We start from the raw sequence: 22,274 nt of genomic DNA, 5'->3' as shown, positions 1-22,274 counted from the left end.
GAGGCGGTCAGGGACCGGGCGCGGGCACGGGCTCCGGGTCTCCTCCTCCCCAGTGGAAGAGGGTCATGGCCACGCTGGTGGCCAGGTTGTAGCTGGAGACCTGGGGCCGCATGGGAAGCGACAGCAGCCGGGTCGCCCGGCCGCGCAGCTCCGCCGAGACGCCATGGCGCTCGGAGCCGAACACGAGCAGCGCGTCATCGGGCAGGGGGACGGATCTGATGTCCTCCCCCTCCGGGTCCAGGACGTACAGCGGCCCCGGCGGGAACGCCTCGGCGGGCAGGTGCTCGACGGCGGTGGCGTAGTGGAGTCCCGCGCCCGCCCGGACGGCGTTGGGGTGCCAGGGGTCCAGGTCCCCGGTGGTGATCACACCGGTCGCGCCGAATCCGGCGGCGAGACGGACCACCGCGCCGACGTTCCCGAGGTTGCGCGGATTGTCCAGGACGACGATCGGCGCCCGCCGGGGCAGCCTCGCCATGGTCTCCGTGTTCGCGCCGCGCCCGGGCCGGGCGGCCAGCGCGGCGACCTTCGTGGGGTGGACCCGGGGGAGCAGCTCCCGGAGGGTCTCCGGGGGGACCTCGGTGACGAGTTCACCGAGGCGGTCGGTGACGTCGGCGGCCAGTCCCTCGGCTAGTTCCAGCACGGCCGCCCTGTCGCTGGTGATCGCGCACCGTACCTCCGCACCGAAACGGAGTGCGTGCTTCAGCGCATGGAAGCCGTCGAGCAGGACCGCGTCGGGTGCGGCCTCGCGCCATCGCTCTGCCGCCTTGACGGCGTCGTCGTCGCTCATCGCCTCAGGCTACGACGCCGGCGCGCGCTTCCTCCCACCGGTCAGCGCCCACAGCCGGTCACGCCCCCGGGCCGTCAGCGCGCCGAGCCAGAGGAAGAAGGAGGTGGGCAGGAAGACCGCGTCGGCCGCGATCATCGCCAGTGAGAAGAACGGCAGCCCGAGCACCACGGCGATCGCCGCGTGCTCCAGGATCATGACCACCAGCAGGACGTTCTTCACCCGCCGGTTGAAGAGCGTGAACGGGAACGCGACCTGCACGATGACGGTGCCGTACGTCAGCGCCATCACCATCACCCCGTTGGAGGCGAGCAGGTCGGAGAGGGCGGGCCAGGGGGTGAAGTAGTCGAGCTGGAGCGGGTAGTAGAGCGCGGTGCCGTCCTGCCAGCGCGAGCCCTGGACCTTGTACCAGCCCGCCGTGGCGTAGATCAGACAGACCTCCGCCATGATCACCACAAGTGCGGCGTTGTGGAGCACGTTGGCGAGGGAGTCCATCAGCAGATGCGGCTGACCGCGCGGCGAGTAACGGCTCACCCCCCACCACACTCCGAGCACCACCCACACCGCCCACAGGAGGAGCAGGATCTGCCAGCCGGTCCTGTTCAGGAAGGTGCCGGTGAAGAGCAGGAATCCGAGCACACACCACAGGACCGGACCGACCCGGTCCGGCGGCGGTCCGGTCGGAGGTCCGGTCGGCGGGTTCCCGGCCGACCGCGCCCGCCGGCGCTCCGCGAGCCACGCGTCCAGCGACCAGACCTGGGAGCAGCGGGTGAAGATCAGATAGATCGCCATCAGATGGATGACGTTGTCGCCGCCGTCGCCCATGAAGATCGAGCGGTTCTGGAGCGACAGCACCCCGATCATGAACAGCGCGGACATGGCGCGGGTCCGCCAGCCGAGCATCAGCAGGCCGGCGGCCAGCACCGCGAGGAGGTAGACGACCTCGAACCAGAGCCCGCTGTCGGTCCACATGAGCACGGTGAAGGCGTCGTTGCCGGAGATCAGATCGCGCCCCAGCTCCCAGCTCCACGGCCCCCGGGGCCCGTACAGCTCATGGCGGTGGGGCAGCTCGCGCAGGAGGAAGAGGAGCCAGACACAGCCGAAGCCGATCCGGACTATGGCGGCCTGGTAGGGGCCGAGTGCGGCGGCGGTGACCCGCTGCACGGCGGCGGCGACCCGGCCTTCGCGGGGCGCGGTCGCGGTCATCGGCGTGCCTCCGCCCGGCGGGCGGGGGCTTCGCCCTCCCCGCCGGGCCGGTCGGCGGGGGTCACGGTCCACCAGGGCATCAGCCGCTCGACGGGGCGGGTGTCGGTCTTCTCCTCGCTCCACGGCGGGGCCTCGACCGTGGTGGTCAACGACCTCATCCGGATCCGCTCCACCGAGCCGCCGAGATCCTGCCGGTCGAGGCGGAGCATCGCGATCCGGCGCACATAGCTCTCGGAGAGCCGGCCGCGCGGGCCGGTCGCGCGGCCCTTGTCGTCATGGGCGTTGAGGAAGAAGTCCCAGCCCCGGCGCAGTTCGTTCTGATGTATGTGGCTGGGCAGCGGGTTGCCGCGTATCGCCTCGGCGTCCTGTGCGGTGAGGTTGATCCAGCCGGTGGTCTCCCGGCCCCCTTCACGGGTTCGGATCTCGGCCTTCACCTGTACGGCGATGTTCTGCTGGAGCGGGTTGGGCGCGAAGAGCTTCCAGTTCTGCTCGAACTCGGGATAGATCCACGCGCCGATCGTCTCGCCGTGGCGCTTGGTCACCGTGTTGGACGGCGCGACATGGAGGAAGACCATGGCGATGTGGACGCAGGCCACACCGGCGACGAGGGCGAGCGAGACGCCCGCGACCGCCCGGTAGACCGGCGAGAGCGCCAGGACGCCGCCCGAAGGGCCCGCCGGTCCGCCGCCCCCGCCCGCGCCCGCGCCCGCGCCACTGTCCGCGTCGCCGTCCGCGTCCGTGTCTGTATCTGTGTCTGTGTCTGTGTCCTCGCGGCCGGAGCCTTGGGGAGCGGGCGTCGCGAGTATGGCATCGGGCCAGGGTTTCCGCTGCTCAGGAGGGTGTGGCGGGGCCTCGGGCGGCCGGCCGTCCACCGCTGGGGACCGCAGAGCGCCGGTGCCCTCGACGCTCTCGTTCTCGTACGAGCCCATCCCGCCCCGATCACCGTAGGACCACCTGGTTGTCCACAGGGTTGACACCTTAAGGGCCATCGACCGACCATTGAAGTCAACGAACCGAACGATCGGTCGGTAGGGGGCTGCGATGACGGCGATGACCGGGGACACGGCGGAGCGGTACGAGGCGGTGTTCGACGCCGCCGTCGCCGCCGACGAGCGCATCGAGCCGCGCGACTGGATGCCGGAGGCGTACCGGGCGACGCTGGTCCGCCAGATGGCCCAGCACGCCCACTCGGAGATCATCGGCATGCAGCCCGAGGCGAACTGGATCACCAGGGCCCCCTCCCTGCGCCGCAAGGCCATCCTCATGGCCAAGGTCCAGGACGAAGCCGGTCACGGGCTGTATCTGTACAGCGCCGCGGAGACCTTGGGCACCAGCCGCGAAGAGCTGCTCGACAAGCTCCACGCCGGCCGCCAGCGCTACTCGTCGATCTTCAACTACCCCACGCTGACCTGGGCCGACGTCGGCGCGATCGGCTGGCTGGTCGACGGCGCCGCGATCACCAACCAGGTGCCGCTCTGCCGCTGCTCCTACGGCCCCTACGCCCGCGCGATGGTCCGGATCTGCAAGGAGGAGTCCTTCCACCAGCGCCAGGGCTTCGAGCTGCTGCTCGCCCTCTCCCAGGGCACCCCCGCCCAGCACGAGATGGCCCAGGACGCGGTAAACCGCTGGTGGTGGCCCTCCCTGATGATGTTCGGCCCCCCGGACGACGAGTCGGCCCATTCCGCCCAGTCCATGGCCTGGAAGATCAAACGCCACTCCAACGACGAGCTGCGCCGGCGCTTCGTGGACATCTGCGTCCCACAGGCCCGGGCGCTGGGCCTGACCCTCCCCGACCCCGGGATCCGGTGGAACGAGGAGCGGGGCCACCACGACTTCGGCCCGATCGACTGGACCGAGTTCCAGGAGGTCCTCAAGGGAAACGGGCCGTGCAACGAGGAGCGGCTGACCCAGCGGCGCAGGGCCCACGAGGAGGGCGCCTGGGTACGGGAGGCCGCCGCGGCCCACGCGGAGAAGCACCGGACGACACCCCCCGCCCGGACCGGACACGGCGCACCCCAGGAGGCCACGGCATGAGCGGCTCGACCGACTGGCCCCTGTGGGAGGTCTTCGTCCGCTCGCGGCGCGGACTGTCCCACACCCACGCGGGCAGCCTGCACGCCCCGGACGCCGAGATGGCCCTGCGCAACGCGCGCGATCTCTACACCCGGCGCGGCGAGGGCGTGTCCCTCTGGGTCGTGCCCTCGTCCGCGGTCACCGCCTCCTCCCCGGACGAGAAGGACCCGTTCTTCGAACCGTCCGCGGACAAGCCCTACCGCCATCCGACCTTCTACGAGATCCCGGACGGGGTGAAGCACCTGTGACCGCCACCACCACCGACGCCACCGCCGCCGCGCTCGCCCTCGGCGACGACGCGCTGGTGCTCTCGCACCGGCTGGGGGAGTGGGCCGGCCACGCCCCCGTGCTGGAGGAGGAGGTCGCCCTCGCCAACATCGCGCTGGATCTGCTCGGACAGGCGCGGGTGCTGCTCTCCCTCGCCGGCGACGAGGACGAGCTGGCCTATCTCCGCGAGGAGCGCGCCTTCCGCAATCTCCAGCTGGTCGAACAGCCCAACGGCGACTTCGCCCACACCATCGCCCGCCAGCTCTACTTCTCGGTGTACCAGCGCCTGCTGTACGGCGGGCTGGCGGCCGGATCCGGCGAGTTCGCCCCGCTCGCGGCCAAGGCCGTCAAGGAGGTCGCCTACCACCAGGACCACGCCGAGCAGTGGACCCTGCGCCTGGGCGACGGCACCGAGGAGAGCCACCGGCGGATGGCGCGGGCCTGCGATGCGCTGTGGAAGTTCACCGGCGAGATGTTCCAGCCCGTCCCCGGCCTCGGCCTGGACTGGCCCGCGCTGGAGGCGAGCTGGCTGGAGCTGGTCGCCGATGTGCTGGAGCGGGCCACGCTCACCGTCCCCTCCGGCCCCCGCACCGGCGCGTGGACGGCCGGCGCGGGCCGCCAGGGCGTGCACACCGAGCCCTTCGGCCGGATGCTCGCGGAGATGCAGCATCTCCACCGCAGCCACCCGGGGGCGTCATGGTGACCGGCACCCGGCCGGGCGGCCGGCCGGCCGACGACACCGCGCTGGAGGCGCGGCTGCGGGACCTCGCCGGTTCCGTTCCCGACCCCGAACTCCCGGTGCTGACACTGGCGGAGCTGGGCGTGCTGCGCGCGGTCCATCTGCTGGGGCCCGGCAGGGTCGAGGTGGAGCTGACGCCGACCTACACCGGCTGTCCGGCGATCGAGGCCATGTCCGCCGACATCGAACGCCTCCTCCACGAGGACGGAGTGCCGCAGGTCTCGGTGGTCACCGTCCTCTCCCCCGCCTGGTCGACGGATGACATCAGCGCCGAAGGACGGCGCAAACTCGCCGAGTTCGGAATAGCCCCGCCACGGCCCCACGCGTCGGACGGCCCCGTACCGCTCACGCTCTCGGTGCGCTGCCCGAACTGCGGATCCACCGAGACCGAGCTGCTGAGCAGGTTCTCCTCCACCGCCTGCAAGGCGCTGCGCCGCTGTGTCGCCTGCCGTGAGCCCTTCGACCACTTCAAGGAGTTGTAGATGTTCCATCCGCTCCGGGTCAGCGCGGTCGAACGGCTCACGGACGACGCGGTGGCCGTCGCCCTCGCGGTGCCGCCCGAACTGCGAGAGACCTTCCGCCACACCCCCGGCCAGCATCTGACCCTGCGCCGCACGGCCGAGGGCCAAGAGATCCGGCGCACCTACTCGATCTGCTCCCCGGCCGCCCCGGCGGGCGCGGAGCCCGTGCTGCGGGTCGGCATCCGGCTGGTCGACGGCGGCGCGTTCTCGACCTACGCCCTCAAGGAACTGGCGGTCGGGGACACCGTCGAGGCGATGGCCCCGATGGGCCGATTCCGGCTGGAGCCGAGGCCCGGCCACTTCGCCGCGATCGTCGGCGGCAGCGGGATCACCCCCGTGCTGTCGATGGCCGCCACCGTGCTGTCCCGGGAGCCCGCCGCCCGGTTCTGTCTGATCCGGAGCGACCGGACGGCGGCGTCCACGATGTTCCTGGACGAGGTCGCGGACCTCAAGGACCGCCACCCCGAGCGCTTCCAGCTCGTCACCGCGCTCTCCCGGGAGGAGCGGCAGTCGGGGCTGCCGTCCGGGCGGCTGGACGGCGAGCGGCTCACCCGGCTGCTGCCCCGGCTGCTCCCGGTGGCCGACATCGACGGCTGGTTCCTCTGCGGCCCCCTCGGCCTGGTCGGCCACGCGGACCGGGCACTGCGCGGACTCGGCGTCGACCGGGCCCGGATCCACCAGGAGATCTTCCATGTGGACGACGGCTCCGCACCGCCGCCCGCACCCGCTTCCGCACCGGCCCGCGCCACTCTGACGGCGACCCTCGGCGGGCGCTCCGGAACCTGGCCCGTACGCGAGGGGGACTCCCTGCTGGAGACGGTGCTGCGCACCCGCTCCGACGCTCCCTACGCCTGCAAGGGCGGCGTCTGCGGCACCTGCCGGGCCTTCCTGGTCTCCGGCGAGGTGCGGATGGACCGCAACTTCGCACTGGAGCCCGAGGAGACCGAGGCCGGTTATGTGCTGGCCTGTCAGTCCCACCCGGCCACCCCCGAGGTGGCGCTGGACTTCGACCGCTGAGACGAATTCACCGCGGCTGTGTTCATCTCCGCGGATCTGCTCTACCTTGACCGCCCGTCAGCCGGACCTGCTCCGGTGCGGGTTCGGGCAGCTCGGGCGGTTCGGCGCGCACCGGCGGGCGTGTGGGAGGACAGATCATGGATTTCACCTTCACCGAGGAGCAGCGGGCGGCCGTCGAGGCGGCAAGGGCGGTCTTCGCGGGGGTCGCGCCCGACGGGGTGCCGAGCCCGGCGCTCACACCGGGTGCGGTGGCCGAGGACTTCGACCGGCCGCTGTGGGCCCGCCTCGCACGCGCCGATCTGCTGAGTCTGGTGGTGTCACCGGAGTACGGGGGCGCGGGGCCGGACGCCGTGGCGCTCTGTCTGGTGCTGCGCGAGTCGGCCGCGGTGCTGGCCCGGGTGCCGCTGCTGGAGAGCTGCGCGGTCGCCATGGCGGTGGAGCGCTACGGCGGGGACGGGCTTCGGGCCGCGCTGCTGCCCCGGATCGGACGCGGCGAGCTGGTGGTCACCGTGGCGGCCGAGGGCCGCACCGGCCACGACCCGGCCGAGGACGCCGTCACGGCACGCCCGGCCGCCGGGTCCGAGGACTGGCTGCTCGACGGGGTGCAGACGGGCGTGGCCTGGGCCCGGTCGGCGGATCTGATCGCCGTGCCCGCGCGGCTGGGCGACGGCCGCGCCGTGCTGGCCCTGGTCCCCGGGGACCGCGCCGGACTCTCCTTCGCCGACCAGGTCTCCACCAATGGGGAGCGGTACGCGGAGGTGCGCCTCGACTCCGTACGGGTCCGGGCCCATGAGCGCGTCGACGACGCGGGCGCGTGGGAGTGGCTGCGGCTGCTGCTGATCACCGGGACCTGCGCCAGGGCGCTGGGTCTGGGCGAGCGGGTACTGGCGATGACGAGCGAGTACACCGCCGGGCGGGAGCAGTTCGGCCACCCGGTGGCGACCTTCCAGGCGGTCGCCGTGCAGACGGCCGACCGCTACATCGATCTGCGGGCGATGGCGGTGACCCTGTGGCAGGCGGCCTGGCGGCTGACCCCGGCGCGGGACGAGGCCGGGGTCGGCGGGCCGCTCCCGGTGGCCGCCGATGTGGCCGTGGCGAAGATCTGGGCGTCGAAGGGCGTGCGCCGGGTGGTGCGGACCGCCCAGCATCTGCACGGCGGGCTGGGAGCCGACACCGAGTATCCGCTCCACCGCTACCACGCCTGGGCCAAACAGCTGGAGCTCTCCCTCGGCCCGGCCGCCGCCCACGAGGAGGCCCTCGGAGACCTGCTGGCCGCCCAGCCGCTCGGCTAGCCGACCGGCCTTTCGCTCGGGCTCAGCCCCGCCCGGTCCGGGCCGGGCCGGCTCAGGCGACGAAGGCCTGACCGCCGCCCTCGGCGACCATCGGGCGCTGGGCGGCCTCCCAGGCCAGCATCCCGCCCTCGATGTTCACCGCGTCGATCCCCTGCTGCACCAGATACTGCGTGACCTGCGCGGAACGGCCGCCCACCCGGCACATCACATGGGCCCGGCGGCCGTCCGCCACCGCCTCGGTCACCTCGCCGAAACGCGCCACGAAATCACTCATCGGGACATGCAGCGCGCCCTCGACATGCCCGGCGACCCACTCGTCGTTCTCTCGGACGTCCAGCACCAGACCGTCGGACGGCACCGCCGCGGCGTCCACCGAGGGCAGCGGGGCGAAGTTCATGGGTCATGCCTTCTTTCGTGGGTACACGCGTCCGCGCGGTTCCGCGCGGCCGTCTCGTCGGGCGGGGCCGCCGATCGGCGGCCCGGCGGGCAGCCCCAGAAAACCTACTCCACCAGTCCGGAGAGTTCCTTCTCCCGTTCGGCGACCTGGGCGAGCAGCTGCTCGGCGATCTCCTCCAGCAGCCGGTCCGGGTCGTCGGGGGCCAGCAGCATCATCGCCCCGATGGCGCTCTCCTCCAGCTCCTTGGCGACGGCGGCCAGCAGCTCCTTGCGCCGGGAGAGCCACTCCAACCGGGCGTACAGCTCCTCGGCCTCGCTGAACCGGTGCTCCTCGGGCACCGGCCCGGCGTCCCACTCCTCGGCCAGCTCGCGCAGCGTCTCGGCGTCGCCGAGGGCATAGGCGGCGTTCACCCGGGTGATGAACTCCTCGCGCCGCTGCCGCTCCGCATCGTCCTGCGCCAGATCCGGGTGCGCCTTGCGGACCAGCTCCCGGTAGCGCTTACGGGCCTCCTCGCTGGGCCGCACCCGCTCGGGCGGGCGCACGGACTGGCCGCTCAGCATCGCGGCCGCCTCGGGCGGCAGCCCCTCGGAGTCCATCCAGCCGTGGAACAGCTCGTCGATCCCCGGCATGGGCAGCACGGCCGCCCGCGCCTCCTGGGCCCTGCGCCGGTCCTCCGGGTCACCGCTGCGCTCGGCGACGGCCTCGGCGATCCGGGCGTCCAGCTCGTCCAGCCGCGCGTACATCGGGCCGAGCTTCTGGTGATGCAGGCGGGAGAAGTTCTCGACCTCCACCCGGAACGTCTCCAGCGCGATCTCGAACTCGATCAGCGCCTGCTCCGCCGCACGCACCGCCGCTTCCAGCCGGGCCTCCGGCCGCTGGGCCGTGTGCTGCTCTTCGTCGTTCCGGGGCGTCGGCCCGCCGGGCGCATCCTGGGTCACCCGCTCAGCCTACGGGCGCGGCGCGCACCGTCGTCACACCCCCAGCTCGGCGGCGGTACGGCCGGTCTTGATCGCCCGCAGCAGATCGGCGTGATCCGCCTCCGTGCGGTCCGCGTACACCACCGCGAACCGGGCCAGGGCCGCGTCCAGTTCCTCGCTCTTTCCGCAGTAGCCGGCGATGATCCTCGGGTCGGCGCTGTGGGAGTGGGCGCGGGCCAGCAGCGCACCGGTCATCCGGCCGTAGTCGTCGAGTTGTCCGGGCGTGAGCGCCGCCGGATCCACACTGCCCTTGCGGTTGCGGAACTGCCGCACCTGGAAGGGCCGGCCGTCCACCGTGGTCCAGCCGAGCAGGATGTCGCTGACCACCTGCATCCGCTTCTGCCCCAGCACCACCCGGCGGCCCTCGTGGGCCGCCTCCGGGGCGGGGAAGCCGGACGCCGCCAGATGCGGCAGCAGCGCCGAGGCGCGCGCCTCCTTCACCTGGAGCACCAGCGGATCGCCCCGGTGGTCGAGCAGCAGCACCACATAGGAGCGGTTGCCGACGCTTCCCGTGCCCACCAGCCGGAACGCCACATCGTGGATCTCGTAGCGGGCCAGCAGCGGCAGACGGTCCTCCGACACCGTGCCCAGATACTCCTCCAGCGAGGCGGCGACGGCGGCCGCCTCCCCGTCGGGCACCCGGCGCAGCACCGGGGGCGCGTCCACGAAGCGCCGCCGCTCGCCCAGGCCGTCGGAGAAGATCTCGGTGGCCTTGGCGGCGAAACGCGCGCTGGTGTTGTTGCGGGCCTTCTCCGAGACGCGTTCCAGGGTGCCGAGCAGATCGCGTGCGTCGGTGTGGGAGACCAGCTCCTCGTCCGCGATCGCGTTCCAGGCGTCCAGGGCGGGCAGCCGCGCCAGCAGCCGCATGGTGCGCCGATAGGCCCCCATGGCGTCGAAGGCGGCGGCTTGGCAGACGTCCTCGTCCGCGCCCGCCGCCCGCCCCGCGAGGACCAGCGAGGCCGCGAGCCGCTTGACGTCCCACTCCCACGGGCCGACGGCGGTCTCGTCGAAGTCGTTGAGGTCGATGACCAGCCGGCCCCGGGCGTCGCCGTAGAGGCCGAAGTTGGCGGCATGGGCGTCACCGCAGATCTGGGCACGCACCCCGGTGACGGGGGTGCCCACCAGGTCGTGGGCCATCAGGCCGGCCGAGCCGCGCAGAAAGGCGAACGGCGAGGCGGCCATCCGGCCCACCCGTATCGGCGTCAGCCCCGGCACCCGGCCGCGGCTGGACTCCTCGACGGCCTCGACCGCTCCGGGGCGATTCACCGACCGCACCAGGGAGTCGTGCGAGGCCCGGGGGATCCGGCTCCGCAGCGCCTTGCCCCGTTCCTTCATCGCCGCCCCGGCGTCGCCGTCCCGGCGGCGGGCGAAGCCCGGCACCACCGGAATGCGTTCCGTCCGCTGCTCCCGCTCCGCCTGTACCTCGCTCATGATGTGCGGCCTCCCCCGTCGTCGTACCTGTTCACCGGCGTTGGCCCAGACCGTACCCGCGCGACGGGCCCGGCAGCAGGGGCCGACGGCCCCGGGCGGACGTTTCACGTGAAACAGGGGACGCTCAGCCGCGGGCAGGGGACGCTCAGCCGCCCAGGCCCGCGTCCCGCGCCAGCAGCGCGGCCTGCACCCGGTTCTCGCACTCCAGCTTCGCCAGGATCCGGCTGACATAGGTCTTCACGGTGGCCTCGCTCATATGGAGCCGCCTGCCCGCCTCGGCGTTGGAGAGCCCCTCGCCCAGCAGCGAGAGCACATCCCGCTCCCGGGTGCTGAGCTGGGCCACCAGAGTCCTCGCCTGCTCGTTGCGGGCCACGGACCGCCCGGAGGCCAGCTGGTCCACCACATGCCGGGTGGCGGCGGGCGAGAGATAGGCGTCGCCGACGGCGGCAGCCCGGACCGCGCCTATCAGCTCCGCGGGGGCGGTGTCCTTCAGCAGGAAACCCGCGCCGCCGGACTCCAGCGCCCGCAGCACATTGTCCCGCTCACCGAAGGTCGTGAGGATGACGACCCGCGCCGAGGGGACCGTCCTGCGCAGCTCCGCCATGGCCGTGAGCCCGTCCATCACGGGCATCTGGATGTCCAGCAGCACCACATCGGCACCGTGCGCGCGCACCAGCTCGATCGCCTCGCGCCCGTTCGACGCCTCGGCGACCACCTCGATCTGCCGGTCCGAGGTGAGGATCATCCGGATCCCGGCCCTGATCAACGGCTCGTCGTCGGCGATGACGACCCGAATCGGCCCACCCGTCATATCCACCCTCACACCCGCCCCTGTCCACCGGCGGGCTGGTCCCGTCCGCGGTCCCGACGGCCGTGCGAGACCCGGCCGACCGTGCCCCAAGACTGCACCACCGGCCCCCGGGACCACCCGGCGGCCCGGCCCGGCCCGGCCTACCGGACGACGTCGTACGCCTTCTTCTCCACCAGCACCCCGTCCCGGAAGCAGAACCGGAACACCGGCTCCTCCTCATAGGTCTCCGAGCTCTCCGAGGACATCAGCACCAGACAGCTGGAGTCCGCCGGCGGCTTCGGGCCCTTCCCGGTCAGCCCGGTCGTCGCGACGGTCTCCCCGCTCGGCAGCCGGCCGCGCACCGAATCCTCGCTCTCCCCGACCGTCACCTGGTCGTACTCGGCCCGGTCGATCATGCCCTCGTCCATCGAGTTCATCAGGAACACCACCCCGCCGACGCCCGCCGCCGCCAGCAGCGCCAACGCGATCATGGCGATGCCGCAGCCCAGCCCGAGGCCGCTGAACCTCGAACGCGGCCGTCCCGACGGCAGGCCGGGCGGTCCGGCCGGACCGCCCGGTGCCGACCACCCCCGGACACTCCAGTCCATGGCCTGCGGACCGCCCTCGTGCACGGCGTTCGTCGACGCCCCGGGAAAGACCCCGGGAAAGTCGTCCTCCGCCACCAGCGGCGACGCCTCCACCACCCCGTACGGCAACACCCCGGCCACCCGGAACCCGCCGCCCTCGACCGGCCCCGCGTGCACCATGCCGCCGACCAGCCGGGCCCGCTCACGCAGCCCGGTCAGCCCCTGGCCGCCGCTGACCGCGTCCCCGGCGGCGGCCGTCGCCGGACCGCTGACGATCTCGGCGACCAGGGAATCCGGCTCGTACCGCAGCTCCACCGCTATCGGAGCGCCGGGAGCGTGCTTGTAGGCGTTGGTCAGCGCCTCCTGCACGATCCTGTACGCGGCGTGATCGGCCGCCGCCGCCAGTGGCCGCACCTCACCGCTGCGCCGCAGCTCCACCGTGTTGCCGGCCGCCCGCGCGGCCTCCACCAGCTCCCCGACGCCCGCGGCGCCCCGCGCGGCCCGGCCCGTCTCCTCCACCGGGGCGGGCGTCCCCGCTACCCCGTCCCGCAGGATCCCGACGACCTCGCGCAGCTCGTGCATGGCGGTCACCGAGGCGTTCCGCAGCACCCCGACCGCCTCCCGCTGCCGGCCGGTCAGCTCGGGATCGACCTCCAGCGCCCCGGTGTGCACGGCGATCAGCGCCAGCTGATGCCCCAGGCTGTCGTGCATGTCCTGGGCGATCCGCTGCCGCTCCACGAGCCGCGCCTGCCCCGCCACCATCTGGCGCTCCCACAGCAGCTGGGCGTTGCGCTCCTGCAAGGCGTGCAGCAGGGTCTGCCGCTGGCTCCAGTGACGGCTGGACAGCCCGGGTATGACGGTCGTCGCCAGAAAGGCGAGCGTGAGGAGCAGCGCCATCTCGACGGCCTGCTGCACCTCGGACCAGCTGGTCAGCGCCACCGTGCCCAGGAAGACGACATACGCCCCGGTGAACGCGGCCAGCGCCCGTCGCGCGCCCGCGATCCGGCGGCCCGCCGACCATCCGACCACCATCTCCAGCAGGATCAGCCCGACGAACTCCACGGAGAGCGCGGTGGTGACCAGCAGCACCGGCACGGGCAGCCGGCGGCGCAGCAGCGAGAGCACCGCCGCGGCGGTGCCGGCACCGAAGAGCCGCAGCGTCCCGCCCTCGATCAGCTCCTCGACGCCGACCACCAGCAGCGCCAGCACCAGCGCGAGCACCAGCTCCACGCCCATCCCGCGCCGGGGCACCGCCGGCGCCCCCTGACGCGGCGACCACGGCTCCGGCGCGTCCAGCCACGCCCAGCCCGCGCGCACCCCGGCCAGAACTCTCGATGAGACCTTCACGTCGGCACCCTAGGCGGGTGCCTCCGCGCCCGGCCGCCCACTTTCGTCCCCCGCCGCCACGACGAAGGTCGCGCTCGGTGGGGGTGTAGCCGTCGGGGAACGCGAAAGCCCCCAGATCCTGAGATCTGGGGGCTTTCGATCTTGTGCGCGAGGGGGGAGTTGAACTCTCCACTCGCGCACCTTGCTTGTACCGCTCTGACCTGCGGATATTCCACGCAGGGAGCCGGACTCGACTGGTCGTCCTCTCCGTGCTTTTCCTGCTGTTTCCGTCGGTCTCAGAGCGCTGTTGGTCACGCGTTGGTCATGCGGGGCGGGTGATGACTCACCGGCGTTCCAGGGCGTCCGGGAGCGCTTCGGGGTCGAGCCGGGCCAGGAAGTCCCGGAGCATTCCCATGGCGTCGCTGAGCCCCTGCCGTTGCCTCTGGCTCGTGGCGCGCCCCTCCCTCAGAGGGGCCGGGACTGCTCTGGTCCGCCCAGCCGGACGCCCCGCCCGCACAGCCACCGGGGCAGCGCACGGACGGGGCGTCGTGGATCTCGCTAGACGTGCTGGGGCGCGTTCAGGGAACGCAGCTCGGTCAGTCGCCGCTGATACAGCGGCCCGGCCACGTGGGCGGCGCGTGCCTCGCTGGGGGCCGACTGCTCGATGAGGTGATGGGCCACGGCCTTGAGATGGGCCGACCACGCCAGCACATGTTGTTGCGCGGTGCGCCCGCACTCCTGCGGCTCCCCCGGGAGACACAGCGGAAGCGTGGGACCGACCTTGTTCGCGGCGTGCCGGATGTACCCGGCGATGACCGCCCATTCCTCGTCGCTCCGCTGGACGGCATCGGGGGAGGCTTCCGTCCCCCACCTGCCGAAGTCGTCTCCGTGGTCATCCATCTGCGCACCCCAGGGTTCTCGGAGGGTCAAGCGGGTGCGCCGATGCTAGCGGCTTCCACCCCCGTACCCGCCTCCCTCGGGTCGCAGTGCCCGACCGAGGGAACGCACGGTCCGCACGGTCCGCACATCGGGAGGAACTGCGGGGGCGTGCACGACTGCACCCCTTCCCCGTGAACGGCCGCGATGTCAGCGGTCACCGTGGCCATCCGGGCACCGCCCCAGATGTCGGCGAGCGGCGTTTCCCGCACGTTGCCGATGGTGAGGAACCGTCCCAGGACGCAGGGCCACACGTCCCCCGTCGGGCCGATGGCGCACTTCTCGTGGGCACAGTGCCCGCACAGGTCAGCGATGGTCGGCGCGGCTCCCTGGCTGGCCCGGCCGAACGCCCGGGTCCGGTCTCCACCCACCGTGCCCACGCCGAGCGCCGTAAGGTCCCGTGCCGCCTCTTGGACACGCTGACCTTCCCGGACCGCGACGACTCCACCGCGAAGCGGGATGTCCAGGCTCAGCGCCTTCTCGACGTTCGCCCGGGTGCGCTTGTGGGAGCCCCGGAGCTGGGTCACCGCGTCGTGGTCCTCCGCGCTGTCGGAGTAGTACGACGTAGCGAGCTTGACGCCGCACGTCGTGAAGGTCTCCCACAGCTCGTCGCGGATGTGGGTCAGGTTCGAGAACACCTCGATCGCCAGCCCCGTCCCGTGCGCGTGCTCGATCAGCTCACGGAGGTGGGGGTACAGCGTCGGTTCCCCGCCGATGAACTGAACGTCCCGCGCGCCCATGGTCGAGAGCTGATCGATCGTGTTCTTCCAGTCCGGCACGGTCATCGTGCCGTGCGTCCCCTTGGGGGACGAGGCGGCGTAGCAGTGGTCACAGAACTCGTTGCAGAGTCCCGTCACCTCTAACCACGCGAACTTCAGCAGGTTCCGGGCAGCGCTCATGGTGAGACTCCTTACGACGTGGGATTGGTGGTTTCCGCTGAGCGGGGAGCGGACGTCAGAGGTTGTCCGTGATGGCGAGCGCCACGGTGGCGAAGCACAGGACAACCACGCCGAACGCGAACGTCGGCCACGCGGCACGGCCAAGGAAGCGCTTGACGGCCGCCCATGTCCGCCGGGCGGAACTCCGCGCGGTTGCGGGTCGCCGCTCGGCGACCGGTGACCGGATCACGGCTTGCCCCTGCGGCTTCTCTCGTTGACCTCCGCGAGCCTGCTCCGCAGGCCGTTCGCGGTCCGCTCCGCCAAGGGCACGTAGTCCGGGCACCGCTCTGATCCACACCGGCACTTCGGCCACCGCAGAGCATCCCCCGGAATGAGGTCTGCTCCCTCCGGGCCGGGGTCGGCTTTCTGCACCAGGAGCACCCCGGCCACTCCGCGTGCTCCGGAGAGACGGGACAGGAATCGTCGGGCCTCAGTGCTGGGCTTCATACCGTTCAGCGTCGGCCTGCGGAGAACCGGCATCCATTGGCCCGGCATAGGCCCCCGTGTGGGCCAAGGTGTAGGCCACACTGGGTCGATGACCACCGTGATCGGGGCCAACATCAGGCGTCTGCGGAAACAGCGCGGTTGGACTCAGGCGCGCTTAGCGTGGGAGCTGTGCCGTGCGGCGGGGGTGCAGGGCAAGCCGGTCAGCGCCCAGGAGATCAGCAGGTGGGAAGCCGGTCGGCGCACTCCGCGCGACTGGCTTCCGTTCCTCGCTGCCGTACTGGGGGTTTCCGAAGACGTGCTCACAGGCCCTCCCGTGCCCCCGGAACCGGCGATGCCGACGCTGGCCGACTACCTGCCCGAAGGGGACCCGCTGGCCCCTCTCAGCGCCAGGAGCGGGCGTCGCATCGGCGGAGGGGTCGTGCTCGACCTGCACCAGAGGGTTCACGGGCTGCGCCTCGCCGACGATGTCGTCTACGGGCTGGACCTCATCGGGCGGGCCATGCGGGATCTACGCGCCGCTGTCACCTTGTTCCGCGAAGCCCGGTACACCGAGGAGACCGGCCGCCAACTCTTGAGCTTGATCGGCGAGTTCGCGCAGATCGCCGGATGGATTGCCAGCGATGCGGGACAGCACACGGAAGCTGAGCGGATCTACCGGCTGGGGCTCAGCGCGGCCCAACAAGCCGAGGACCACACCTTGGCCGGGAACCTCGCCGGGTCACTGGCCTACCAGCTTAGCAACACCGGCCGAGAGGCGGAAGGACTGACCCTCGCCCGCTCGGCGCTGGCCGAGGCCGGGCCGGACGCGCCCCCGAAAGCGCGGGCGCTGTATCTCGACCGGGTCGCTTGGGCGCACACGAAAGCCGGGGGGCCTGAGAGCGCGCAGCACGCCATGCGGGCGCTTGGGGAAGCCGGGGAAGCACTGGCCGAGGACAGCGAGGGAACCGAGTCCCCGACCTGGCTGTACTGGGTGGACGCTGGCGAACTCCAGGTCATGGAATCCCGGGTCCACACCGAGCTGCACCGGCCGCTCCGGGCCGTGCCACTCCTGCGGGATGTGCTCAGCCGGTACGACGCGACCCACACCCGGGAACTCGCGCTGTACCTGTCGTGGCTCGCCGTGGCCTACGCCGACGCCAACGAACCAGAGGAAGCGGCGGCGACCGCAGAGCGGGTCATCAGCCTGTCGGCGGACGTGGCCAGCGAGCGGACAGCGGAACGGGGACGGGTCATGCTGGCCCGGCTCGCCGAGTACGCGCACGTGCCCGAAGTCCGGGCGGTACTCGACAGCGCGTCGTGAGCAGGGGAACCACGACGCGTTCGCCGGACCGGTGACGCTCACCCGAAGCGCCCGGGGTCGCGCGCCCCGGCAGGGCTCAGGTGCCCGCCCGTGCCCGCCACGCCCCTGTGCCGACACGAGGAACGGCGAGACCCCCGGGCGTCACGCCCGGGATTGTGATGTGGCCGGTGAGTCCGGCCGCGTTCGTTGTGTACGTCATCACCCCGCCCGGTACGTCATCCACTTGACGTACGGATGCCACGCCCCCGGGAACGACGAACGGCCCCCGGGTGGGGGCCGCTGTCCGTAGAGCTGTCGGAGGGGCTGTGCGCCTGTCTCAGGCGCTGTCGGCAAGGTGGCGGTACAGAGTCGCCCGGTGCACCCCGAGCGCCTTAGCGATGGCGGTGACGCTCTCTCCCTTGGCGTACCGGGCACGGGCTACGGCTAGCTTGTCGTCGTCCATCACGGACGGGCGTCCGCCGTGGTTGCCCTTGCGGGCCGCTGTGTCCAGCCCTTCCAACGTCTTCTCCCGGATGCCCTCCCGCTCGACTTCAGCGGCCACGGCCAGGACGGCGAACACGATCGCTCCCGCCCCGTTCGGATCATGCACTCCGGTGAGGGGGCCGGAGAGGAGTTCCAGTTGGACGCCGTCCGCTTGCAGGGTGGACGACAGGGTCATGAGTTCAGCGGCGTTGCGGGCGAGACGCTTCATCTCCACCACGGTGAGGATCACCGGCTGATGGGGTGCTGCCGTCTTGATCTCCCGCGCCAGGGTGAGCACCTTCTCAAGCTCCGGGCGTTCCTTCACCCGGCTGCTGATCTTCTCCGAGAAGACCCGGGTGCACTGGGCACGGGCAAGGGCGTCCAACTGGGACTGGAGTTCCTGGCTTGCGGTCGAGCAGCGGGCATAGCCCAGCCTGATCGCTGCGCCCGGGACCGCTACCGGCGCAACCGGAACAGCCACTTCCGCTTTCCACGCCTTGCCCGGATTCCGGTCGGCCGGAGTCTTCACGGTCAGCTCCGCCTTGAGTGCGGGCACCAGGGCGAAGCGACCCGTGTGGTAGCTGGATGCCACCTTGCCCGCGCCGGTACGGCAGGGGCTCCCAGTGGGGGCCGTGCACTTCGGGCAGGGGTGACGCTCGACCTGATCGGCCGGGGTGATCGTGTTCATGAACGGGACTGTCGCATAACCGTGTCGCGTAACGCAAGATCCGGAGCCATCTTTTGCGACGGGTTATGCGACATCAGGGAAGGGCCGAACCGGACATCGACCGGGATCGGCCGGGGTGTCGCACAACCGATCGTTTACGCGACACCCCTCCGCGCCCCTCACTGCGCCGTGCCCTTGGTCCTGGTGCTCGTGCTCGACACCTTCGACAGAGGGGCGCTGCCGCGCCCCACCCTGGTCTCACCGTGGGCGTACGTGCCTGCCTGAACGTCCGCTACTCCCGTTCACCCCGTGGCTTACCGCGTGGCCTGTCAGCCCCGGAGACAGGCGCACAGCCGCACGCCCCTGGCGGCGGCGGAGAGAGGGCAGCGGCGAAGGGGTGGGGTATGACCCCCTGAGCCTGTCTTGCCCGACCGCCGTGTCTTGGCTGCTCGGATTGGGCCACAGTCCCAGGGTCGATCAGGGCGACGGCGAACCGGTGGGGGAAGTCGTCACCGCTAGAGCATGGCGGCCCTCCCCTTGCCACGGTTACAAGGGCTTTGTACCAACCCGCAGACCCCACGCCGGCTGGACCATAACCCCAGTTCAGCGCATTGAGTCGAGTTTTGTACCACGCTGGAAAGCCTGCAAGGAATGAAGCCTTGCCGAAGGGTCTTCCCAGGTGGGCCGCGTAGCGGCCCCTCTCCCGAAGCCGTCTTCCCTCTGCGGCGGCCGGACGGCCGCCCCCTGCCGCTCACCTCTTCGCCGCTGCGCTTGACCCTGTGGGGGCGCTGCCGCGCCCCGCATTCCCTTCGCCGCTGAACGTAGGCCGAAGCCGTCTTCGCTCTGTCGGCCCCGAAGGGGGCCGTCTTCCGGAAGCTCTTTCGCCTCACCGTTCGGCTTTGCTGCCAGGCTTACCAAGAGAGATAGAGAGGGGGCTCGTATCACCGCAGGTCACAACGTTGCAGCGGCACGCGGGGCGTGTCGCTCACCCTCTGATCGACACGCCCCGCGTGTAGCTGCCCTGATGAACTGGCACGCCTCGCGTGTCGGCTACGGCCGGAAGCGCTTGGCCGGGCGTATGCCGTGCTCGTCGCACGTCTCGTCCCCGATGCCCTTCTGGAAGAAGTGCATGGGCAGCACGAGGCAGCGACGGTTCGACTCCGCCTCGATCAGACCCCACTTCTTCGCCCGGCCCACGTACAGGTTCAGAGCGTTGTTGCTGGGGATCTTGCCGCTCTTGTCGGCCATGATCTTGTTCAGCTCCCCGGGCGGGAACTCCGCGTGCCCAAGCACGTTCGCCCACCCCATGGCCGCGTACTCGATGCGATGTGGGTATAGGAAGCGCGCGCTCCGCGCACGCCGCTTGCACTCATCCTGGGAAACGGCGGCGTAGTCGCCCTCGAACTGGAACGGCTTACGTCCCAAAGTGGCAGCCCCTTCCTGTGCGGCGCACACGGGTACGCCAGTGACCCCGCCGGTCGGCGGGCCATGTGCCTCCCTTCGTGAGGCGGTGGGCATGGAAGGCTGCGCGACTACGCGGCGGCCGAGCAGTCCCGCTCGATCCAGCGGTCCACGTCGGCCAGGCGGAAGCGCAAGTGTCCGCCGATCTTGCGGGCGGGGATGTTGAGCGGGCGGTGGTTGTTGTAGACCCACGCGGGCGTGACGCCCAGGTATTCGGCCAGCTCGGCAACGCTCATCAGACGGGCGCTCTGCAAAGGACGGCTCCTCGGTTGGCGGAAGGGGGCCCCTCCCGGGGGGCTGCCCATCCTGCGTTATCAGTCTGGCTCAGTCAAAGCCGGATGCGTCACACCCTGGCTTGCCCAGTCCGATCCGGTTCCGTATGTTGCTCCGCATGACGAACACCAACGATCACGACGGCGGCGCACCGCCCCGTGCGGGCGTCGAACAGGTCCAGCGCATCGGGTCGTGGAAGGTCACCATGTGGCTTCCGCTCGACTCCACGTCGGGCAACCCCCGGGAAATCCGGATCGAGCCTCACGAGGCGGGCGACCCGCAAGAGGTGGCACGCGGTATCACCACCACGGTTCTGCGGCAGATCGACACGGCCGCGTTCGCGGAAGAGGTGGGGTCGCTGGCGAAGCTGGCCCACTCAGGGCAACAGGCGGTCGAGAGTTTCCGACGCGAGTTGGCCAGCCTGCCCAAGGGGGTCTCTGACGAGTACCTCGCGGTGCTCTCCGCTCTGTACGTGCGCTTCGTGAACGCCGGTCGCCGTGCGCCCGCCCAAGATCTTGAGCTGTGGACGGGAACGAAGCAGGCCACCTTGAAGGGGCATCTCCGGGCGGCGCGGCAGCGCGGCTTCCTGACCAAGGTCGAGGGCAAGCCGGGCGGACAGCTCACGGACAAGGCGGTCGAAACGCTGAGGGGGATCAATGTCGAAGAGGTGCGGCAGCCGTAGCGGCTGGCACAGAGGAGGGGAGTAGCCGGGTGACGAAGCGAGGCAACGGACTCGGCGGGACTCCGGTGGAGATCCCGCGCAAGGGGAGACCGAACACCTGGGGCGTTCGTACGCCCCTGCACTTGAACAAGGCCACCGGGAAGAGGGGGCGCTACTGGATCGGCCGGGAGTACAAGAACAAGACCGAGGCGGAACGGGCGCTGCGCAAGTGGCACAACGACCACGAGGCGGGCAAGGCTCCCGCCCGGTCGGACATGAAGCTGAGCGCGTGGCTCGACAAGTGGATGAGCAACCATCGAAAGGAGGGGACGACCATGGCCGGGTACGAGACCAAGATCCGGCTGCACATCAAGCCGCACATCGGAGACGTGAAGCTGTGCGAGGTGACCGATGACACGCTCGATGATCTCTACCGGCTTCTGGAAACCCAGCCGTGTCCGTCGAACCAGGGCAAGCCTCTCGGTGCCAAGAGCGTGCGGCACGTCCACAACATCCTGTCGGGCGCGCTCGGCGCGGCGGTGCCCAAGCTGATACCGAGCAACCCGGCCACGACCGCGCACCCGCCGACCGCCCGGCAGATCCGGGCGCAAGAGAACCGGTACCCGACGCTGGACGACGACCAGACCTCCCGCTTCCTGGCAGCGGTCTGGGAGCCGTGCGGCGGGCGTCGGTGCGGGCCCCTGCACCACTGCCTGCGGGACGCGGTCCTCTGGACCACGATCGCCGTGACCGGCGTCCGGCGCAGTGAGGCTCTGGGGATGAAGTGGTCCCTGATCCGGTGGGACCAGTGCGCCATCGAACTTGAGTGGGTCGTGGTGGAGGAGGGCAACACCTTCCGGCTGCGACGGCTCACCAAGGACGGCGACGACAACGCGCTCATCTACGTCGATCAGTCCCTGATGAACGCGCTCAAGCGCCAGCGGGAGTACCAGCAGGCGGAAGCGGAGCGCATGGGTACCGGCTGGAACGACCATGACTTGGTCTTCGCCCGCGACGGTCACCGGCTTCGGAAGGAGAGCCGGGCGGGGGGAGCCCAGGACCCCGAGAAGGTGTCGGCCCGATGGCGCAGGCTTCGTACCCGCCTTCGACTCCCGGAGGACTTCCGCATCCATGACCTGCGCCACAGCCAGGTGACCAACGCTCTGGAGGCGGGGCAGAACCCCGTGGAGGTGTCCGCGAACGTCCGGCACCACTCGCCCGGCTACACGATGGCCCGGTACGGGCACAGCCGGAAGGACGGGGCCCGGAAGCTGGCAGCGAACAACGCCAGCCGGGTCGGACTGGCCAAGCTGGTCTGACCACTGACCAGCAAAGATTGGGATGGGTTGGTCACGCAGTTGGCCACGCCGACCCCTGAAAAGCAGAAAAACCCCAGGTGAACTGGGGTCTCTCTTGGTGCGCGAGGGGGGAGTTGAACCCCCACGCCCTTTCGGGCACTGGAACCTGAATCCAGCGCGTCTGCCTATTCCGCCACCCGCGCATTGGGTGTTGTCGTTGGGTTTACCCGCCGGTCCGGCGTGTTCTCCTGGCGACATCGAGAAGATTAGCACGCTGGACAGGGTGGAATCACATCCGTTTGTTTGCCGGCCCCGGCCGGCGAACAGACGGGAGAAACAGAGGCGGGAACAGACCCGGGAACAGGGCGGGCGCACCGGCGCGGGCGGCGGCGCGTCCGGTGGCCCGCACCCGCGCCTGCCGGGC

General features: G+C 71.2%; 22 protein-coding genes and 1 tRNA gene. 9 read left to right on the top strand and 14 right to left on the bottom strand.

Annotated elements, in window-relative coordinates:
• Nucleotides 1–7: 7 nt before the first annotated feature.
• The 3 genes from ABD371_RS12850 to ABD371_RS12840 are packed head-to-tail and all read right to left on the bottom strand — an operon-like array spanning nucleotide 8 to nucleotide 2,919.
• Nucleotides 8–787, bottom strand: coding sequence for a TrmH family RNA methyltransferase (locus tag ABD371_RS12850; RefSeq protein ID WP_344476102.1), 780 nt, complete (start codon nucleotides 785–787; stop codon nucleotides 8–10).
• A gap of 9 nt (nucleotides 788–796) precedes the next feature.
• The gene (locus ABD371_RS12845; RefSeq protein WP_344476100.1) at nucleotides 797–1,990 is read right to left on the bottom strand and encodes an HTTM domain-containing protein; all 1,194 of its coding nucleotides are present in this window, start codon (nucleotides 1,988–1,990) and stop codon (nucleotides 797–799) included.
• Nucleotides 1,987–2,919 carry a DUF5819 family protein gene (locus tag ABD371_RS12840; protein ID WP_344476098.1) on the bottom strand — a complete coding sequence of 311 codons (933 nt, stop codon included), beginning with the start codon at nucleotides 2,917–2,919 and terminating at the stop codon, nucleotides 1,987–1,989. Before ABD371_RS12840 ends, ABD371_RS12845 begins: the two co-directional genes overlap by 4 nt.
• A gap of 112 nt (nucleotides 2,920–3,031) precedes the next feature.
• On the opposite strand from ABD371_RS12840, the gene paaA reads away from it, so the two are divergent.
• From paaA to ABD371_RS12810, 6 genes are all read left to right on the top strand, one after another.
• A complete protein-coding gene (gene paaA, locus ABD371_RS12835) occupies nucleotides 3,032–4,024 on the top strand; it encodes a 1,2-phenylacetyl-CoA epoxidase subunit PaaA (RefSeq protein WP_344476095.1) in 993 nt (330 codons plus the stop codon).
• Nucleotides 4,021–4,311 carry a 1,2-phenylacetyl-CoA epoxidase subunit PaaB gene (gene paaB / locus ABD371_RS12830; protein WP_190121184.1) on the top strand — a complete coding sequence of 97 codons (291 nt, stop codon included), beginning with the start codon at nucleotides 4,021–4,023 and terminating at the stop codon, nucleotides 4,309–4,311. The genes paaA and paaB overlap by 4 nt, the downstream gene beginning before the upstream one ends.
• Complete coding sequence (paaC, locus tag ABD371_RS12825; RefSeq protein WP_344476091.1) at nucleotides 4,308–5,033, top strand: 1,2-phenylacetyl-CoA epoxidase subunit PaaC; 726 nt, start codon at nucleotides 4,308–4,310, stop codon at nucleotides 5,031–5,033. Before paaB ends, paaC begins: the two co-directional genes overlap by 4 nt.
• Complete coding sequence (paaD, locus tag ABD371_RS12820) at nucleotides 5,027–5,551, top strand: 1,2-phenylacetyl-CoA epoxidase subunit PaaD (RefSeq protein WP_344476089.1); 525 nt, start codon at nucleotides 5,027–5,029, stop codon at nucleotides 5,549–5,551. The genes paaC and paaD overlap by 7 nt, the downstream gene beginning before the upstream one ends.
• Nucleotides 5,552–6,607, top strand: a complete 1,056-nt coding sequence (locus ABD371_RS12815; protein ID WP_344476087.1) for a 2Fe-2S iron-sulfur cluster-binding protein — start codon at nucleotides 5,552–5,554, stop codon at nucleotides 6,605–6,607.
• 137 nt (nucleotides 6,608–6,744) lie between these two features.
• On the top strand, nucleotides 6,745–7,899 hold the full coding sequence (locus tag ABD371_RS12810; RefSeq protein ID WP_344476085.1) for an acyl-CoA dehydrogenase family protein: 1,155 nt from the start codon (nucleotides 6,745–6,747) through the stop codon (nucleotides 7,897–7,899).
• A gap of 52 nt (nucleotides 7,900–7,951) precedes the next feature.
• Here ABD371_RS12810 and ABD371_RS12805 read toward each other — a convergent pair whose 3' ends face one another.
• From ABD371_RS12805 to ABD371_RS12775, 7 genes are all read right to left on the bottom strand, one after another.
• On the bottom strand, nucleotides 7,952–8,296 hold the full coding sequence (locus ABD371_RS12805; protein WP_344476083.1) for a rhodanese-like domain-containing protein: 345 nt from the start codon (nucleotides 8,294–8,296) through the stop codon (nucleotides 7,952–7,954).
• A 104-nt stretch (nucleotides 8,297–8,400) separates the two neighbouring features.
• On the bottom strand, nucleotides 8,401–9,234 hold the full coding sequence (locus ABD371_RS12800) for a J domain-containing protein (protein WP_344476081.1): 834 nt from the start codon (nucleotides 9,232–9,234) through the stop codon (nucleotides 8,401–8,403).
• Nucleotides 9,235–9,267: 33 nt separating this feature from the next.
• Complete coding sequence (locus ABD371_RS12795) at nucleotides 9,268–10,704, bottom strand: DUF2252 domain-containing protein (RefSeq protein ID WP_344476079.1); 1,437 nt, start codon at nucleotides 10,702–10,704, stop codon at nucleotides 9,268–9,270.
• A gap of 145 nt (nucleotides 10,705–10,849) precedes the next feature.
• Nucleotides 10,850–11,515 carry a response regulator gene (locus ABD371_RS12790; RefSeq protein ID WP_344476078.1) on the bottom strand — a complete coding sequence of 222 codons (666 nt, stop codon included), beginning with the start codon at nucleotides 11,513–11,515 and terminating at the stop codon, nucleotides 10,850–10,852.
• A 140-nt stretch (nucleotides 11,516–11,655) separates the two neighbouring features.
• Entirely contained in the window at nucleotides 11,656–13,398 is a 1,743-nt protein-coding gene (locus ABD371_RS12785) for a sensor histidine kinase (protein ID WP_417801410.1), read from the bottom strand.
• Nucleotides 13,399–13,965: 567 nt separating this feature from the next.
• A complete protein-coding gene (locus ABD371_RS12780; RefSeq protein WP_344476076.1) occupies nucleotides 13,966–14,307 on the bottom strand; it encodes a hypothetical protein in 342 nt (113 codons plus the stop codon).
• 26 nt (nucleotides 14,308–14,333) lie between these two features.
• Complete coding sequence (locus ABD371_RS12775; RefSeq protein ID WP_344476074.1) at nucleotides 14,334–15,242, bottom strand: radical SAM/SPASM domain-containing protein; 909 nt, start codon at nucleotides 15,240–15,242, stop codon at nucleotides 14,334–14,336.
• 574 nt (nucleotides 15,243–15,816) lie between these two features.
• On the opposite strand from ABD371_RS12775, the gene ABD371_RS12770 reads away from it, so the two are divergent.
• Nucleotides 15,817–17,028 (top strand): helix-turn-helix transcriptional regulator, encoded by a 1,212-nt coding sequence (locus ABD371_RS12770; RefSeq protein WP_344476072.1) that lies wholly within the window; start codon nucleotides 15,817–15,819, stop codon nucleotides 17,026–17,028.
• 316 nt (nucleotides 17,029–17,344) lie between these two features.
• On the opposite strand, the gene ABD371_RS12765 is transcribed toward ABD371_RS12770, so the two are convergent.
• The 3 genes from ABD371_RS12765 to ABD371_RS12755 all read right to left on the bottom strand — a co-directional run bounded on the left by ABD371_RS12765 (nucleotide 17,345) and on the right by ABD371_RS12755 (nucleotide 19,872).
• On the bottom strand, nucleotides 17,345–18,178 hold the full coding sequence (locus ABD371_RS12765) for a recombinase family protein (protein ID WP_344476070.1): 834 nt from the start codon (nucleotides 18,176–18,178) through the stop codon (nucleotides 17,345–17,347).
• Nucleotides 18,179–19,207: 1,029 nt separating this feature from the next.
• The gene (locus tag ABD371_RS12760; RefSeq protein ID WP_344476068.1) at nucleotides 19,208–19,450 is read right to left on the bottom strand and encodes a hypothetical protein; all 243 of its coding nucleotides are present in this window, start codon (nucleotides 19,448–19,450) and stop codon (nucleotides 19,208–19,210) included.
• Nucleotides 19,451–19,689: 239 nt separating this feature from the next.
• Nucleotides 19,690–19,872: a helix-turn-helix domain-containing protein gene (locus ABD371_RS12755; protein ID WP_344476066.1), complete on the bottom strand. Its 183-nt coding sequence runs from the start codon at nucleotides 19,870–19,872 to the stop codon at nucleotides 19,690–19,692.
• A 137-nt stretch (nucleotides 19,873–20,009) separates the two neighbouring features.
• Between ABD371_RS12755 and ABD371_RS12750 the strand changes: the two genes are divergently transcribed.
• Both ABD371_RS12750 and ABD371_RS12745 read left to right on the top strand, forming a co-directional pair.
• A complete protein-coding gene (locus ABD371_RS12750; protein ID WP_344476064.1) occupies nucleotides 20,010–20,573 on the top strand; it encodes a hypothetical protein in 564 nt (187 codons plus the stop codon).
• Nucleotides 20,574–20,602: 29 nt separating this feature from the next.
• The gene (locus ABD371_RS12745; protein ID WP_344476062.1) at nucleotides 20,603–21,871 is read left to right on the top strand and encodes a tyrosine-type recombinase/integrase; all 1,269 of its coding nucleotides are present in this window, start codon (nucleotides 20,603–20,605) and stop codon (nucleotides 21,869–21,871) included.
• A 95-nt stretch (nucleotides 21,872–21,966) separates the two neighbouring features.
• On the opposite strand, the gene ABD371_RS12740 is transcribed toward ABD371_RS12745, so the two are convergent.
• Nucleotides 21,967–22,053, bottom strand: a tRNA-Leu gene (locus tag ABD371_RS12740).
• Nucleotides 22,054–22,274: the final 221 nt, after the last annotated feature.

The organism is Streptomyces amakusaensis, from assembly GCF_039532665.1.
In the GTDB taxonomy this organism is placed as follows: domain Bacteria; phylum Actinomycetota; class Actinomycetes; order Streptomycetales; family Streptomycetaceae; genus Streptomyces; species Streptomyces amakusaensis.
The sequence above is the reverse complement of the archived record's forward strand: the minus strand, read 5'-3'. Positions and strand labels throughout refer to the sequence as shown.

Coding starts and splice junctions, on each gene's coding strand:
- ABD371_RS12850 (WP_344476102.1), bottom strand. CDS start 787: ATGAGCGACGACGACGCCGTCAAGGCGGCAGAGCGATGGCGCGAGGCC.
- ABD371_RS12845 (WP_344476100.1), bottom strand. CDS start 1,990: ATGACCGCGACCGCGCCCCGCGAAGGCCGGGTCGCCGCCGCCGTGCAG.
- ABD371_RS12840 (WP_344476098.1), bottom strand. CDS start 2,919: ATGGGCTCGTACGAGAACGAGAGCGTCGAGGGCACCGGCGCTCTGCGG.
- paaA (WP_344476095.1), top strand. CDS start 3,032: ATGACGGCGATGACCGGGGACACGGCGGAGCGGTACGAGGCGGTGTTC.
- paaB (WP_190121184.1), top strand. CDS start 4,021: ATGAGCGGCTCGACCGACTGGCCCCTGTGGGAGGTCTTCGTCCGCTCG.
- paaD (WP_344476089.1), top strand. CDS start 5,027: ATGGTGACCGGCACCCGGCCGGGCGGCCGGCCGGCCGACGACACCGCG.
- ABD371_RS12815 (WP_344476087.1), top strand. CDS start 5,552: ATGTTCCATCCGCTCCGGGTCAGCGCGGTCGAACGGCTCACGGACGAC.
- ABD371_RS12810 (WP_344476085.1), top strand. CDS start 6,745: ATGGATTTCACCTTCACCGAGGAGCAGCGGGCGGCCGTCGAGGCGGCA.
- ABD371_RS12805 (WP_344476083.1), bottom strand. CDS start 8,296: ATGAACTTCGCCCCGCTGCCCTCGGTGGACGCCGCGGCGGTGCCGTCC.
- ABD371_RS12795 (WP_344476079.1), bottom strand. CDS start 10,704: ATGAGCGAGGTACAGGCGGAGCGGGAGCAGCGGACGGAACGCATTCCG.
- ABD371_RS12790 (WP_344476078.1), bottom strand. CDS start 11,515: ATGACGGGTGGGCCGATTCGGGTCGTCATCGCCGACGACGAGCCGTTG.
- ABD371_RS12780 (WP_344476076.1), bottom strand. CDS start 14,307: ATGGATGACCACGGAGACGACTTCGGCAGGTGGGGGACGGAAGCCTCC.
- ABD371_RS12775 (WP_344476074.1), bottom strand. CDS start 15,242: ATGAGCGCTGCCCGGAACCTGCTGAAGTTCGCGTGGTTAGAGGTGACG.
- ABD371_RS12770 (WP_344476072.1), top strand. CDS start 15,817: ATGACCACCGTGATCGGGGCCAACATCAGGCGTCTGCGGAAACAGCGC.
- ABD371_RS12765 (WP_344476070.1), bottom strand. CDS start 18,178: ATGAACACGATCACCCCGGCCGATCAGGTCGAGCGTCACCCCTGCCCG.
- ABD371_RS12750 (WP_344476064.1), top strand. CDS start 20,010: ATGACGAACACCAACGATCACGACGGCGGCGCACCGCCCCGTGCGGGC.